The following is a 16,002-nucleotide window of genomic DNA, read 5'->3' on the forward strand; positions in this document are numbered from 1 at the left end:
TGAACGTAGAAGGGCCGGTTGCGAAACCGGCCCTTTTATTTTGTCTGTCGCTGCCAAAGGTTATTGCCGCGCAGCGTCAAAAAAGCCGGGCTGAGCCCGGCTTTTTTATTTGCTGCTGGTGCGGCGCTGTAGCTGGTCACGCAGATTGGGTGGCGTGCCTTTGATTGTCAGGGTGTCCGTTGCCGGGTCCCAGAAAATACGCTCGCCCAGTAACATGGCGTCGAAGTTCAGGGTCAGTCCCCCGCCGCTGCCGGCAAACTTCGTCAGCTGGCGCAGCGTGCTGCGATCCGCCGGGAAGCTCTCCTCAAGTTCGTAGCCCTGCTCCTGGGTAAAGGCCTGAAAGGTTTTTTCACCCACCGGTGGCAGTTCGCCTGACAGATCTTCCAGCGCAATCTCTTCGCCCGCCTGCAGCTGCTCATTGCAGTAGCTGTAGACCTGCTGGCGATAATTCTGCCGCTCCTGCTTATCCAGCCCGGATTCGTTGCAGTAGTCATCCACCGCCTGCAACAGTCCCCGGTTCTGCGCCTTGGTGTCTAATCCCACTTCGGCACCGAGGAAGTCCATGAAGAAGTCAGCCACTTTACGTCCGACGCGGCCGCGCAGGAAGGTCAGATAGCGGGTCGATTCCGGGTTGGTTTCCCATTCGGTTAAATCGATGCGCGCGACGATATCCGCATGATTGATGTCGAGATAGTGGGTGCTGCTGATATCCATCTGCTCGTTGACGCGCATGCTCGACTGGCTGTTCAGCACGGCGATCAGCAGATAGTCTACGGCCAGATAGCGGTAGTGAATAAACAGCACCACGCCGCTTTCGGCGAACGGATATTTCGCCAGTTCGTCACGCAGACGGCCGGTGGCGGCACGGCTAAAGGCGAGAAAATCATCGTTGCCCTTACGACAATTACGCAGCGCTTCTGCCAGTTCACTTTCTGCATTAAACAGGCCGTAGGCTTTGCTTTTTGCGCTGTAAACCCGGTGTAACTCCTCCACCATCGCGTTGACCGTGTTGGTGGCAGGCAGCAGCGAATCGCGCAGCGCCAGCTCAAGCTGGTTTTCATCGCGTTTGATTAACTGATGCAGGGCAATCTGGTCGATATCCAGACTCATGGTAGACTCTCCTTTTAGCTCAGGCGCGTATTCAAACACCGCCGGCATCGGCTTTCAACTCCATACGTAAAGCGGACGCGGTACTTTCGATAAAATTGCGGAAAAAAGTACGCTGTTCCGGTACTATATCGCCTTTTGAAATGAGCTCAGACGACCTTATGCCACAATCATCCCGTTACAGCGACGAACGCGTGGAACAACTCCTCGCGGAAATGGCCCAAATCCTGCAGAAGGATAAGGCCCCCACCGACCTCTCCCTGATGGTCCTGGGCAATATGGTGACTAACCTGATTAACAGCGATGTTGCCCCGGCGCAGCGTCGCTCTCTGGCCCGATCTTTCGCCGATGCCCTGCAGGCGTCAGTGCGTGACGACAACGCTCACTAATTGGCTGATTTGATTTCATAATATGGTAACCAACCGGCAGCGCTACCGCGAAAAAGTCTCCCAGATGATTAGCTGGGGGCACTGGTTTGCTCTGTTTAATATCTTATTCGCGCTGATTTTAGGCAGTCGCTACCTGTTGGTCGCCGACTGGCCTTCTTCACTGGCGGGGCGTATCTACGCCTATACCAGCTGGGTTGGCCACTTCAGTTTTATCGTTTTTGCCGCCTATCTGCTGATCATCTTCCCGCTGACGTTTGTGGTGATGTCGCAACGGCTGATGCGGGTAGTGTCCGCGGTGGTCGCCACCGCAGGTCTGACGCTGGTCATGGTCGACAGCGCGGTGTTCAGCCGCTTCCACCTTCACCTGAACCCGGTGGTGTGGGAGCTGGTGATTAACCCCGATCAGAGCGAGATGGCGCGCGACTGGCAGCTGATGTTTATCAGCGTGCCGCTGATTTTCCTGGTCGAGATGCTGTTTGCGACCTGGAGCTGGCAGAAACTGCGCAGTTTGAATCGCCGGTCGTTTGGTAAGCCGCTCGCGGCCCTGTTTATCAGCGCCTTCTTTGCCAGCCACCTGATGTATATCTGGGCTGATGCCAACTTCTATCGTCCGATAACCATGCAGCGCGCTAACCTGCCGCTCTCCTATCCGATGACCGCCCGCCGTTTCCTGGAGCGTCACGGTCTGCTGGATGCGCAGGAGTATCAGCGTCGCCTGGTTCAGCAGGGCGACCCGGAAGCGCTGGCGGTGGAATATCCGCTGAGCGACATTACCTTCCGCGATGGCGGTACACGCAATAACCTGCTGGTGCTGACCGTGGATGGCCTGAATAACGCCACGATGGCCAGTGCGCTGCCGCAACTCAATCAGTTTGCCAGCGAAAACGTGCGTTTCACGCAGCACTACAGCGCCGGAGATACCCCGGAGAAAGGGTTGTTTGGCCTCTTCTACGGCATCTCCTCCAGCTACATGAACGGTATTCTGGCATCCCGTACGCCGTCTGCCCTGCTGGGCGCGCTGAGCACGCAGGGTTATCAGTTTGGCCTGTTCTCCTCTGAGGGCTTTAATCCGCCGCTCTACCGACAGGCGCTGCTGACCGACTATTCACTGCCGGCGATGACCAGCCAGCCGAACGCCAGCACCGTCGCGCAATGGCAGAACTGGCTGGAGAAGCAGACAGGTTCCCAGGCGCCCTGGTTCTCCTGGATCGCGCTGAACGGCCCTGACGTCACCGGCGACAGTGCCAAAGCCCGTCAGCGCAGTTATCTGCGTCAGGCACCCGCCGTCGATCAGCAGATTCATGCCGTTCTGAGCAGCCTGCAGGCGCGTGATTTGCTGAAGAACACAGTGGTGGTGATCACCGCGCAGCGCGGTCTGGCGCTGGAGGGTAACCCTGACAGCGCAGGCAATCGCCAGACATTGCAGGTGCCATTAGTGATTCACTGGCCTGATACGCCCGCGCAGACCGTTGATCGTCTCTCCGATCATCAGGATGTGATGACGACGCTGATGCAGCGCCTGCTGCATGTGCGAACCAATCCGGTGAACTATTCGCAGGGTGAAGATCTGTTTGCTGCACGTCGTCGCCATGACTGGGTGGCCAGCAGCGAAGAGAACAAGCTGGTGATCACCACGCCGCAGGTGACGCTGGTGCTCAACAACAACGGCAGCTATCGCGCTTATGATGCCGCGGGCAATGCGCTGAAAGATCACAAGCCGGAACTGACGTTGCTGTTGCAGGTATTAACTGAGGAGAAGCGATTTATCGCTAACTGATTAATTATCAGGCAAATAGTCAGCTGGTATCTTGCATTCATGCCGATAACCAGTAGACTAATCCTCCAGTGTTCGGCACGTAGCGCAGCCTGGTAGCGCACGGTCATGGGGTGTCCGGGGTCGGAGGTTCAAATCCTCTCGTGCCGACCAAATTCTCCCAAAGTTTTGTCTGGTGAAGTCCAGAGAGAACCATAAAAAACAGTTTAAACAGTAGGTTGTTGAAACCTGCTGTGTTTCTGTTGTCTAGTGAAATCCTGCTTGATACAGTTGAATCCACCTGATTCAGGCATACTCATGGGCATACGTTTCTAAGACGGCTTTTTGATATGACTAAGCCTTCCGAGGAACAGAATGGAGACTGCTCATGGCAAGACAGACCAAACCCTTAAACAATACCGAAGTGAAGAACGCCAAAGCTGCTGAACGAGCATTGGTTCTTTATGACGGGGACGGTCTGGAACTGCAGGTAACTCCTGGAGGCTCAAAACTCTGGCGGTTTCGTTATTAAAAACCCTTTACTCGTAAACGGGCCATGATCAGCTTTGGTTCATACCCTTCCGTTTCGCTTTCTGAAGCCCGCCAAAATCGTGAATCAGCCTGCGCTCTTCTCAGCAAAGACGTCGACCCTCAAGCGCACAAAAAAGCAGAGCAACTTCGTCAGAAGAGGATGAGTGAAAGTACTTTTGAAAAAGTTGCAGCTGAGTGGTTTAAGACCAAAGAGGCAGCAGGATTAACAACTCACACTCTTAACGATATCTGGCGTTAAATGAGTAAATATGTGTTCCCACATATTGGCTCCATGCCTATTTCCAGCATTACAGCCCAACAGTTCATTGGATCCCTTAACCCAACTCATGCGGCAGGCAGACTCGAAACGGTTAAAAGGTTGAGTCAGCGTATCAATGAGGTTATGGATTACGCTTTGAACTCTGGCTTAGTCACTTCAAACCCAGCGGCAAAAATTGATAAGACGTTCCATAAGCCAAAAGTAAAACACCGCCCCGCCCTCTTACCTGAACAGCTACCTCTACTTATGAAGAATCTCGCATTTGCAAGTATTGGCAGACAGACGCGCTGTCTTATCGAATGGCAGCTCCTTACAATGACACGACCGGCAGAAGCGGCGATGACACGCTGGGATGAAATCAACTTCGAGGCAAAGGAATGGCACATTCCTGCTGGGCGCATGAAAATGAAACGTATGCATATTGTACCGCTGTCTGAACAGGCACTTGCTGTGCTAGAAGTGATGAAGCCAATCAGCCAGCACAGACAACACGTTTTTCCCGGTTACCGTAATCCCCTGAAACCAATGAACAGTCAGACTGCAAACATGGCGCTGAAACGTATGGGCTTCAAAGATATCCTTGTTGCGCATGGTATGAGATCCATAGCCTCAACTGTTCTCAACGAAAAGGGATTTCAACCTGACGTCATTGAAGCAGCATTGGCTCACATTGATACCAATGAGGTCAGGAGAGCATATAACCGTCCTCAGTATCTTGATCAACGAAGAGAAATGATGGCTTGTTGGGGCGGACATGTTGAACAATCAGGAAGTGGCAACTATAGCTTTTCATCAGGATTGGAAAATGATTGAGTCAATCATTATCATGACGTAGAAGTATGAAAACTATTTGCATTTACTATTACACTCAACTAAAAGAATACCAACTAAACCTTAAGATCCAAAGGCCGTGACTAAGCCTAATAATTTCAAAAGGAAATAGCCTAATGATTTATCAGTGTTACTCATGCAGCAAGACATCTTTCGAAATTGTTTGTCCCTGGTGTTCTGGCGGAGTACCAACTGCAACGAATTCATGGGGTACAAAAACGTCCCCCCCTATCACCTCAGAACAAATGATTCCTCTTAACCCCTCTTTTTATCCAGAATTTCAGTATCAGTCAAAAGGAATCATAAAAGACTTATTCGGGAAAAAGAAAGAGCAATCCCAACTCAATGCTCTCCTTCAAAATGTTCTAGATAAATATGCAACGTTTAAGGATCCTTACTTCACAAATTTCATTTACACGACAAAATTTTCACATGATAAGCGTTCAGATAATAATCTGACTGAAGACAAAAGTACATACTCTGATTTTGTTTTGTTTCGCGAAGTACTTGTTCGGAAGGGCTTTGATGAGTTAGAAGAGCTGCCAATGCTTTTGGACAAGCTTTTGCTTACCACATCATTTAACGCTTTATATAGTGGATTTTCTAATGAGATCAAAAGGCATATCAAACCTACACTCACAGAATCTTTAAAATCATGGATTGAAGAAGCAGGAACAACCTTTAGAGCGGATCTATCTTTATTTCTATATTTTGTCTGGAACAATAAAATAACCTTCTCTGCATTAGATTTCAATGAGAATGCTCAAAACACTCCAGGCACACCATTGATATCGATTGATAATGTTAGAAAATATATATCAATCTGTGAAACTATATACTTTGACATTTTAGTCGAAAGATTGGCTACACGCCTTGAGCACTTCAATCCCGATAAATATGTTAATATGTACTCAGTGGATTCAATGAATGGTTTTGAATTTGAAGACTTCTTAGTCAAGATTTTCCAGACTCTTGGGTATGATGTTAAAGAAACCAAGAGAACCCAGGATCAAGGTGCAGATCTATTTGTCACTCGCTTTGACAAAAATATTGTTATCCAGGCAAAAAACTACTCTGGCTCAGTTGGTAATTCAGCAGTACAACAAGCTATCTCCGCTAAGGCATTTTACTCATGTGACGAAGCAATGGTTATTACGAACTCATATTTTACTAATTCGGCTAAGGAACTTGCAGAATCAGCAAAAGTACGTTTAATTGACAGAAATGAACTACAAAAATATTTAGAAGACTATAATCAAAAAATAATAGAAGAATTTACATGATTTTAAACCTTCAAATATTAAAAATATCGTCACTGTTAATTATGTATTGTGTTCTGATTTAAACCAATTAAGTTCAATTGGCTAGATCAACAACATCTAAATTTAGACGTGCGAGAACAAAATGAATAGAGTTAATCAGATAGTTAGCATTCTTAGTAAAATGGAATCACATACTCCATTTGCGTTGATAAAATCCAAGAAAAAAACCTCAATAAAAATACAAAACTACTCTTTGCTTGGATGCCTTCTATGTCTTCTTCTCTTGGGGGCACTAATTATTCTATGCTTAACTTTTAATATTGATAAAAAGAGCGTAGAAATTTACGCTTTATTGCTACTTATAATGAATCATATCTTTGGAATTATATGCTTATCAACACCTATAGTCGCTGATATGAAATTCTTCTTTAATATGCGAAAAGAAGTATTAAACGACTTTCAAATAGAAATCAATCACGATGAGAAGAATGTTGAACAACTCGATCACTATTCTATTCCCGAGTTGGAATATGCAACATATTGGTTAAATCTTAAAATTGAACAATTTAAAGCACGTATATCAGATTTCTTTGGTACTAAAACTGCAATTATATCTATTTTAGGATTATCATACTCTGCTGTACAAGCTCTAGGGGGGCTTGAAAAAGTAGGCAATATTTTATTTAAAGGATTATTCGACACTGACGTTGCCAATATAATTTCGATATTAGGTTTGTTTTTTCTTCTTGGCATTTCCCTTGGAGCCATTGTAATGAAAAATATCATTAATCATTTTGAATACTTAAAAAAAATTCTAGCACTGGCAAAACAGCGAAATAAAGATCTCTCCTAAAAAAACACATCGATTTGAATAATGAATTATTATATCTTTAATCATCAATTAAAATTTAATAGTAGCAGAGTATCTTGAAGCATATCCAAGATAAAGACTATCATTTAGGAAACAATTGAATTGACCATCTTTAATATGGTTCTGGGCTACTGCCTCATGAAAGCGGGTCAGGGTGATATCACTTTCGGTCTGTCATAGGTGTCAGTGGGTATGACAATATTGTGTATAGGCGGCTATGCAATGAGTGCCGCCGGGATACTGTGTTCTGAGATAAAGTCTCTGAAATGCCGGGACTTCGGGATTACCTGCTCAACGACGACTAGCTGGGTTGCCAACATGATAATCGGAGCAACCTTCCTGTCACTTCTGAATAGTATTGTGCCTGCAGAAACATTCTGTCTATATACCGGCTTCAACTTGGTCTTTAGCGTGATAATTGTTTTTCTGACCCCTGAAAATCAAAGGGGTCACTCTTGAACATATTGAAAAGAATTTTATGGCTGGCAAGAAGCTACATATAAAAACAGTAGTATTGTCATTGATTCAATAACTTAACCAGCCGTTCTCGGTCAGAAATGAGTTGCTGCTTAATATGATAATGACCTCTATTCTTATATCTTGCATCAAAAGAATTAAATGTCATCAATGATGATAATCTCTGCAACCTTTTATCTCCTAACTTTTCAGATAGCCAAGCCTGAACTTCAGCATTGAAAATGATATGAACTTCCTGAGACTCTCTATGTAATGCGATAGCATTAACTTCTGTAACCTTAATAATATCCATTACATCTTTATCAAATGTAACAATATTGGCTACATAAAAGGCACTTTCATTTCCATCTACAATAGAATTAGTCAATAAGTCCATCATCCTTACCATACCAAGATCTCTGGCACAATTCCTAATCACATCTAATGGTCTTTTTTTATTTTGCAAACTATGTAATTTTTGTGAAATCCGAGTCTTATTACTTCGAAATAAAACATCGGCACAAATAATCAACTCTCGGAACATTAAGATTGAAAGTTCACTGTTTGCAACATTCAATAGCTCTTCAAACTTATTCTCAGGCGAACGATTAGAACTATACTCAATCAGCTTTGCTTTAATAATGATCAATTCCATTAAGTCGGTTAGCGATTCCATGTGAGAAAAATGTCCAAGTTCAGCTTCTTTAAAGAATTGAGCTAGAAAAGCATCTGCTTCTTTCTTAGAACTCAATTCATATTGAGCTTTGAACTCTTTAGCCCATGAAAGACTCAAAGGATTGCCCATTATTTTAAGAGAAAAAATAGCACTAATTGTTTCTCTAATCTTTTCGATACTTTTTTGTGACTTGTTGTTAATGGCTTCAAATAAATACAAGTAAGGATTAAACCTCTTCATCTCTTCATGATCAAAATTCTCCTCCATACTATGACACCCTTTCATAACTTCATCCGAAGGAGTATCTTCATATGCAAAAGAGCGGATGTAACTTGCAGCGTTTGAATCTAAATATGTTCCCGTGCCAATTTTAAATTCCAAAGTTCCAGGATTCGAAACTACTTCATCATCAATCACCCAAAGCGAGTTACCTCGGAAAACAGTAGAAACAAAACATCCATCTCCAAATAACTGTCTTCTTAGTTTGAAAGGTCCCTCTTCTGCATAATCAGCATAAATGAATCGCCATTCTTTTAATAAATCTCTATTCTCTGTATATCGCTCTAGTGCTTCCGAACGATTTTCCGAAACTCCAACATATTGTAGAGTCGTAATCAGATCGTACTGTTCGCTAGTTCTATTAAAACTCATTGAAAATCACCTTAAATTGACACATTTAATTTTAAATAACTTCACAGCAAAAATATTCAAACTCCTTTACATCTAAAGATTCAATTATGATAATTTAACCTTATTGGTTTTGTTCTACGTTATTTCCTTCAATGAAACTAATTATTTTTTAAAACACTTATTTTTTTGGTATTTAAACACCATTCTATAAGTTAGTAATTATGCAGATTGATTTTCTTTATATTAATTGAAGCACATCTACATCCTATCGTACGAACTGAAATTTAAATACAAAAGCAACGAAAACATGAAAATTATTCATGCTTCAATCAAAAAAGCAGCTTATAATAATTTCATCCGAAATAATTAGCATGATACCAAAATATCAATCATTGCTAAATATCATTCATTTAAATCATAAATCAACAGATTAAAAACTTAACTCTCTAGATATTGAAGAATTGGTATGTTTATTGAATACCAAATGCAAATTTTTTCAGAAAATCTCAGCAATGATACTAATGCTAACCGACTTTTTTGACATTCATTCAGATATAGTTTCCAATAAAATAGGAAAGAGTGACTTTAGGCTAAACCTTAAGATAACAGTACCTAAAAGCTCTGTATAATTCTTGGATAGCATAGCTTGGTGAGAGTAGCTTTCATACATAACCTTTATCTTTTATTGACTTAAATGTTTTCTATATGACTTCATTTAATATTATAAAATAATATAATTTCAGCAAAATTAAATAACACTACCAAAAATTAAACCTTTAGTTTATTGCCGTTATGATATATCTAAACCGTTATAAAGATCTTATATTCTCCTTCGCCTACACGCTTAACTTATAGCAACCAAGTTACTTAAAAGCATTGCCTCCTCATACTTAAAGTGTTCCTCACGATATATGCCATCAGCCTCTTCTTCATTATCAAGGGTATAATGAATCATAAAGCGTAAGAAAAAAGTGATCTCGTGCTCATAGTTAAGGTGCTGAATAGTTCTTAGAGAACTCGATTTTAGAGTGTTTGAAAGCATAGAAATGCTCGTAATCGTAACTAAATTAATTGGCTATTTTACTCCACATATTGAGGAAATAACCCTACCACATGATTTTATGAAACTCTAAGAGAAAGTATAACTTTAATAATTTCTTTATTCATAATTTTGACATAATAATGCAATATTTCTACTCAATACTTCCACACCACAAAATGATAATTAAATGGAATTTATTGATTGAAATGCGGACAGGAAAAATATCATTAAAGATCATCCCAGTGTCTTACTCACTTGAGCACACCATGTCCCACAGCCTCGAACAATACGTGGAGCAAAAACTGCCAGCAGATTTGCTTGAACACGTCGCAGCAAATCGAATACCCATTCGTGTTGAAAACCATGCCGGTACAGACTTTTCACCAGATCTGATCGATTTCAGTTACCGTCATACTCGCAGAGTAGTTAATAGCTTTAGACCGACTTGGCACACGCACATTGACGAGGAACATAAAGAATCTGTCGTCCTTCGCATCCCATCCGGCTATGACTACATTCGGCATTTTTCATCACTGGTTTTGCATTACCTGAAAGCGCGCATATCACGCCCACAGGATTTAATGACAATTGATTATGATCTGCTTAATGACCGCCGATACCCCGCGCGCACTGGGCTTAACATGCTTGATATTAAACCGGGCGCTCAGGTTGTGATTGGTTGCTGTGATTTACTCATTGAGTATATGAAAGATCAGGTTTTTTCTTTTGAAGAGAATGACTTCTATACCTGCTGGAAAGCCCAGAACAATATAGTTTTCCTGGGCTGCAAGTTTAGCTTCTGGGGTAGGCTTTCGGGCAGTATCGTTCGCTTTCTCTGCGAGCAATTTCAGCCATCAGAAATCATTTATTTTGGAAAGCTTGGAACGCTCACGGCACCGGCAGATATCTATCAGGAAATTTTCACACCTTCTCATTATCAGATGTTTAGCGGTCTGACCCAACTGGGTCCCACTATAAAAATGGAGAATAGTTTTACCGCTTTCAACCCAAGCCACCGTTTAGGCATACACGCATCCGTTCCAACGATCATGGAGGAAACGTTCTCTCAACGTCAACGTCTTGCGATGAACGGCGTTGAGTCTATTGACAATGAAATTTCCTTCATTGCTCGTGAAATTCATCGGTTTAACACCCGAACAGGTTCCAGTGTCAGATACTCGCCCATTCATTATGCAACGGATTACCTGCGCGACATGCACGACTGGTCCCTTCAGGTCCGCCATGACCTTTCGCGAGGCAGATCTCCCTCTTACCTACATAAGAAGAAAATCATTATCAGCAGAATCGCTGGAATCATTAAAAACTATCTGTGGTAAATCATGTTTTATCAATTTCTGTCTGTATTTCTGAATGCCAGTTCCATTTTACTGGCTAAGTTCAGTTTCGGTTGGGTTAGTGAAAACGCCTTCCTCATGATTTATGCAGTCACTTTTATGTTGCTGGCGCTGATTCACGCTCGTATGTCTGACATGGTCAGGTATCTGACAACAAGAAACGGAATAGCCACTGCCGTTCTTAACACGCTAGGTACCTGGTGTTTTTATATGGGTCTGGAGAAGCTGACACCCAGTACGCACTCTTTCATCGCTCGCAGCTACATAATCTTTGGCATGATCATATCTGTTCTGTGGTTCCGGGAAAAACTGACGAACGCTAAGGTGCTTGTGCTTGTTACCTGTATTACAGGTGTGGCTCTATCATCGCTGCCAGACACAGAGGGTACAGTTACGCTACAGGCGGTGATTTTTACCCTGCTCTCATCCCTGCTTTTCGCGCTCAACTATGCGGTGCTTAAAAAGAAGACTCAGGATATACACCCCTGCGTGCCACTTGGCGTAAACGGACTGTTCCTGTTTGCATTGGCGATTTTCCTTAGTGCTGGTCAGGGTCAGAAGATTTTTAATGGCCTGGATGTACTGGGAACAACCTGCAGCGTATTGAGTGCAGCATTCATTTTTTATTCGATGTTTTCATATATCAAAACAGCTGGTTCTGTCGACTTTCATGTCGCCACTGCTTTACGTGCGCTATCGCCCGTAGTTGTTACGCTGATTTCACTACCGTTTTACGGCTATCAGTTTGGCCAGTTCAAGCTGACCGGAGAACTGCTCGTCATCGTTTCGATTATTGCGATGGGAATGACACAAACTATCAACAGGAGAGTGAAATGAAAATTGAACGTGAACGCCCCTACCTGGCCATTTATTGTATCGTCCGCGACGGAGATAAAGTACTTATGCTTCAGCGCTCTAATACAGGATATGCAGATGGCAAGTGGTCTTTCCCTGCTGGGCACGTTGATGAAGGTGAGTCCCTGACATGCGCTGCGAGTCGTGAGCTGAAAGAAGAGACAGGACTGGATCTGGCGCAATCAGATTGGATTTTCCGCACTATTATGCATAGACGCACGGCTGACCGCCGAATCATAGACGTATTTATGGAGGCAACGAACTGGCAGGGTCGGCCTGTTAACACTGAACCCTACAAATGCAGTGCGCTGGAGTTCATTTCACCTGCCAACGCCTGCATTGAACTGGTGGATTACATAACCCCCGTGTTTCATTCATTGTCAGAAAATGTGGTTAAAAATTATCTTGAATGGGGTTGGGGCAATAATAATGATTAAGTCGACAGGACCTAAATTCATTTCTGGGCGCATGGCGGAAGCATACCAGAACAGCCTTATGAACTATCGGGACTACTCAGGTACCGCAGCTGCTGTAAGAGACTACGAGCTAAAACTTGAAGCCAGGCTTAATGTTAAACATGTCATCGCCGTCTCCTCAGGTACCGCAGCAATCCACGCAGGGCTGGTAGCTCTTGGCGTGGGTAAAGGTAGCCGTGTCGCTGTACCAGCAGTCTGTGCGGTCATGACCGTATTACCAGTCCTTCAGCTTGGCGCTACGCCTGTTGTGATTGACACAGATGGCGACTCCTTCTGCCTTGATGCCGAACAACTGGAATCCGAACTTAATAATGGACTGGCAGCCATCATTGCCTGTGGTATGTGGGGTAATCCAGGTACGTCAGAAACTATGCTTTTACTCTCCAAACGTTTCAATGTCCCATTGCTAGAGGATGCCGCACAGTCTTTCGGAGCCTCTACTCCTTACGGCCAGGAAGGTCTGAAGGGCCGTGTAGGTTGCTTTAGTACCCATGAATATAAGCTGCTTTCAACAGGAGAAGGCGGTTTCGTATCAACAAATGATACGGATCTTGCTGAGCGTATTCGCGCCTTTATACGCCTGGGCTTTGACGGGAATGGATATGGCAATCAGTTTGGTGTGAACTATAAACTGTCAGGTTATCAGGCTATCGCGGGTCTGCATTCGCTGACGGAGCTGGATAATTACCTATCGTCTCGTGAGGCACTATGCTCATCATGGCTCGATTCACTCTCTTTGCTTCCCCAGCTTAAATCTTTGCCAGTTGCAGAGAACGGTAAAGTAGCGCCCTATGCATGTGCTATGCAGTTCAATGATAATACTGACGGGCTGCGCTTTGCGGCTGCATTAGCTGACCGTGGCCTGCTTACAGATCCTTATCGCTATGAACTGAAACCAATCACCTGCTACCCGGTTTTCGCAGAGTATCATCCTGGAGATGATAAACTGCCTAACGCGATGAAATTTATTCGTAGTCTGCTTATCCTCCCTGTACATGATAATATAAAATTAGCAGATATCGCAGAAGGCTCACGATTGATATCCACTTTGATAAAAGGCTGATATTTTTCTGCCAGGATGGAATTCTTTACTGGAGACTAACCTGGCAATGAGCAATATATGTAAATACCAACCAAAGATTAGAAGATACTCTATCATTTTTCACATCAGCAGCTATACATAAACCTATAACTAATGACTTGCACCCCAAAATTTCATTTTCGTGATGACTATAAAATTAAATAAAAAAATACAATAATATTCTTTAACCAAATAAGAAACTTTAAATACGGGATAATAATATTTATTTACATACATTTTTTAATATTATTGGTGAATTAAATGCTATCATATGGCAATATGCTTAGCTGTCTACTATTTCATCGGAGGAAATGGAATGTCACGCAACCTCGCACCTGCCTACTGCATCATTCAACAACCCGGTAACCTTGATTTCCAGACCAGAATGCTTTTTCGTGATAGTCATTCAGAGTCTGCCCGCATCTTCAAGCAAAACAATGCAGACACTCTTTGGCTCAATCCGGGACAGATAGGGATCGTGATAGACCCAGCCTCTAAGCCAACCCTTCAGATGCTTAATGCTCTACGACAGGCAAAACATAAAACTAACAGAGCGTTTATTGGCGTTAGCTCTGATGAAGCCAGCTTTTTACAACAACACTACGGTTTAATCGCTGCCCTCACCACATCAGGAGATAACATTTTTAGCACAGTTGGAGACATTGGCGAAAAGTACTTTTCAGAAATAGAAAATACCTTAAAAAAGATCGAAACGAGTTATCAGAATCAGTTTCGAATGCAGGGTACACTAATCAGTCAACAATTTTTCATTGAACGTAACCAACTTTTTCACCAATTAAAAGAACTGGTAAATAAGCCATTATTAAAGTCTTTAACCCGCTATACAGTGAAGTTTAAACCTTATGAGGATATGCGTAGAGCACTCAATCTCTCCAGCCGTTCTCTGGTGCATGAATGGTCAACTGCGGGACTCGGGGGCATACCAGGCTATTCAAATTATGTTGGTAATGCAGCAAAAGCAGCAAAATTTCTAAAAACCGGTGGCTACATAGGCATTGGATTTTCGCTTATTGGAACAACAAACGATGTCGTCAATGCTTGTGTTAAGGGACGCGAAAACGAATGCAAAAGAACTGCATTCAAAGAGTATGGTAAATTTGGTGCATCAACATTATCGGGTGTTGGAGCAGGTGCATTTGGCTCAGCGGCTGGACTAGGAGTATGTGCGGCAATTGGGATAGCCACAGCAGGAACAGGGGCAGTAGTCTGTGCAGCTGTAGGGTCTCTGGCTGCTGGCTATGCAGGTGCTAAAGCAAGTGACGCTGCGATGGATACGATTTATCAATATATGGGAATATAAAAATGAAATCGGCCATGATGGTTTTAATCATCCTTCCCTTTTGTTGCCTGGTGATAAGTTTTATTTTATATCTGGTCAACAGATCGCAATATCAACGTCTTATTTCAGACTTCCAAAAAGGACGTACACTTCCTGCACCTTATCTTTTTCAATGTAATATGGGATATCTGGGTTCACCACTAATGACCTGGTTCTTCATCCGACTGAAAGATAAAAAGAAGATTTTCTTTTTAGAGCAGAAAAGCCAGAATTATGACTTCGCCAGTGAGCGTAAAAACCAGGAAAGGATCGACAGCCTGAAACCCCTTTATTACACATTTTTAGCCGGTTTCTTTTGCTGCTTTCTGTTAGCGTTTATTGCAATTCTGATCAGATTCAATGTGGTTTAAGCGCAGAGCAACATTGGGCGGCCTGCGTTTACGTCGTCATGCCGCCGACTTGATCAAATCCCCCTTTCCTCGCGTCCCCGCCAATCCGATCTATACTTAACAGCCTGTGGGTAACAAGAGGAGAGTTTATGACCTTTATTGAAAAAGACGATCCAACAGAAGCACCTGAGTCAGGCGATAAGCAACCTTCCCCGCCAGACCAGAAGTAACCCACCAGGGCCGCGCGTGACGCGGCCTTTCTCTGTACGCGTACTCCCTGTTCGTAACATTCAGATTAATCCTGCCAGCCGTTAACATCATCTCTGCAATCAGCCAGTTATGGCTTGCAGCAGTGGTGGATCCGCCTCACAGAAATCACCTCCCGCTACGCTTTTTCATCAAAGTGAAACAAAAATGTCACAGAAACGCCTTATCCTGAATTCCCCTGAAACTGACGGATAATGTGTATGGCGATTAAAGCAAAGAGCCTGAAAGATGCAGAAACGTTATTGCACTCAGGCATCAGCAAAGTGGAACTGGCGTATGACATCGACAGCGACGATTTCTTTCGCCTGGCAAGCCACTGGTGCGACCGCGGCGCGCGTATCAGCAAAGGTCATCACCATTTTGTTGTTTCTCTGAAAAGTTTTGCCATCCCGCCCAACGACTGATCCCGGCAGGCTGCTTGCCCTGTTTGCATGCACCTGATTTAATGCCG

The 16,002-nt window shown here is 43.6% G+C and carries 13 protein-coding genes, 1 tRNA gene and 2 pseudogenes; 14 read left to right on the forward strand and 2 right to left on the reverse strand.

Annotated features, from left to right (window positions below):
- Window positions 1–105: 105 nt before the first annotated feature.
- Window positions 106–1,110, reverse strand: coding sequence for a nucleoid-associated protein YejK (gene yejK / locus AC1V0D_RS09005; RefSeq protein WP_009089109.1), 1,005 nt, complete (start codon window positions 1,108–1,110; stop codon window positions 106–108).
- 158 nt (window positions 1,111–1,268) lie between these two features.
- On the opposite strand from yejK, the gene AC1V0D_RS09010 reads away from it, so the two are divergent.
- From AC1V0D_RS09010 to AC1V0D_RS09040, 7 genes and pseudogenes are all read left to right on the forward strand, one after another.
- Window positions 1,269–1,496: a YejL family protein gene (locus AC1V0D_RS09010; RefSeq protein ID WP_009089108.1), complete on the forward strand. Its 228-nt coding sequence runs from the start codon at window positions 1,269–1,271 to the stop codon at window positions 1,494–1,496.
- Window positions 1,497–1,518: 22 nt separating this feature from the next.
- Window positions 1,519–3,273, forward strand: coding sequence for an LPS biosynthesis-modulating metalloenzyme YejM (gene yejM / locus AC1V0D_RS09015; protein ID WP_058956728.1), 1,755 nt, complete (start codon window positions 1,519–1,521; stop codon window positions 3,271–3,273).
- Window positions 3,274–3,346: 73 nt separating this feature from the next.
- Window positions 3,347–3,423 (forward strand) — tRNA-Pro (locus AC1V0D_RS09020).
- Window positions 3,424–3,637: 214 nt separating this feature from the next.
- Window positions 3,638–4,873, forward strand: a pseudogene (locus AC1V0D_RS09025) (integrase domain-containing protein).
- 134 nt (window positions 4,874–5,007) lie between these two features.
- Window positions 5,008–6,174 (forward strand): restriction endonuclease, encoded by a 1,167-nt coding sequence (locus AC1V0D_RS09030; RefSeq protein WP_482907277.1) that lies wholly within the window; start codon window positions 5,008–5,010, stop codon window positions 6,172–6,174.
- Between the two features lie 121 nt (window positions 6,175–6,295).
- Complete coding sequence (locus tag AC1V0D_RS09035) at window positions 6,296–7,006, forward strand: hypothetical protein (RefSeq protein ID WP_482907278.1); 711 nt, start codon at window positions 6,296–6,298, stop codon at window positions 7,004–7,006.
- Window positions 7,007–7,126: 120 nt separating this feature from the next.
- Window positions 7,127–7,556 (forward strand): annotated as a pseudogene (locus tag AC1V0D_RS09040) (MFS transporter); the annotation flags it as partial.
- Here AC1V0D_RS09040 and AC1V0D_RS09045 read toward each other — a convergent pair.
- Window positions 7,542–8,807, reverse strand: coding sequence for a hypothetical protein (locus AC1V0D_RS09045; protein ID WP_482907279.1), 1,266 nt, complete (start codon window positions 8,805–8,807; stop codon window positions 7,542–7,544). The pseudogene AC1V0D_RS09040 and the gene AC1V0D_RS09045 sit on opposite strands and share 15 nt — an antisense overlap.
- Window positions 8,808–10,094: 1,287 nt before the next feature.
- Between AC1V0D_RS09045 and AC1V0D_RS09050 the strand changes: the two genes are divergently transcribed.
- The 7 genes from AC1V0D_RS09050 (at window position 10,095) to AC1V0D_RS09080 (ending at window position 15,955) form a co-directional block, all read left to right on the forward strand.
- Window positions 10,095–11,165, forward strand: a complete 1,071-nt coding sequence (locus tag AC1V0D_RS09050) for a hypothetical protein (RefSeq protein ID WP_482907280.1) — start codon at window positions 10,095–10,097, stop codon at window positions 11,163–11,165.
- A 3-nt stretch (window positions 11,166–11,168) separates the two neighbouring features.
- Window positions 11,169–12,020, forward strand: a complete 852-nt coding sequence (locus AC1V0D_RS09055) for a DMT family transporter (protein WP_482907281.1) — start codon at window positions 11,169–11,171, stop codon at window positions 12,018–12,020.
- Entirely contained in the window at window positions 12,017–12,475 is a 459-nt protein-coding gene (locus AC1V0D_RS09060) for an NUDIX domain-containing protein (protein WP_482907282.1), read from the forward strand. The genes AC1V0D_RS09055 and AC1V0D_RS09060 overlap by 4 nt, the downstream gene beginning before the upstream one ends.
- Complete coding sequence (locus AC1V0D_RS09065) at window positions 12,468–13,577, forward strand: DegT/DnrJ/EryC1/StrS family aminotransferase (protein WP_482907283.1); 1,110 nt, start codon at window positions 12,468–12,470, stop codon at window positions 13,575–13,577. Before AC1V0D_RS09060 ends, AC1V0D_RS09065 begins: the two co-directional genes overlap by 8 nt.
- A gap of 334 nt (window positions 13,578–13,911) precedes the next feature.
- On the forward strand, window positions 13,912–14,916 hold the full coding sequence (locus AC1V0D_RS09070; protein WP_482907284.1) for a hypothetical protein: 1,005 nt from the start codon (window positions 13,912–13,914) through the stop codon (window positions 14,914–14,916).
- 14 nt (window positions 14,917–14,930) lie between these two features.
- Complete coding sequence (locus AC1V0D_RS09075; RefSeq protein WP_482907285.1) at window positions 14,931–15,305, forward strand: hypothetical protein; 375 nt, start codon at window positions 14,931–14,933, stop codon at window positions 15,303–15,305.
- A gap of 446 nt (window positions 15,306–15,751) precedes the next feature.
- A complete protein-coding gene (locus AC1V0D_RS09080) occupies window positions 15,752–15,955 on the forward strand; it encodes a hypothetical protein (RefSeq protein WP_167428767.1) in 204 nt (67 codons plus the stop codon).
- Window positions 15,956–16,002 lie beyond the last annotated feature (47 nt).

The sequence above is a fragment of the Pantoea sp. PA1 genome (assembly GCF_056856975.1).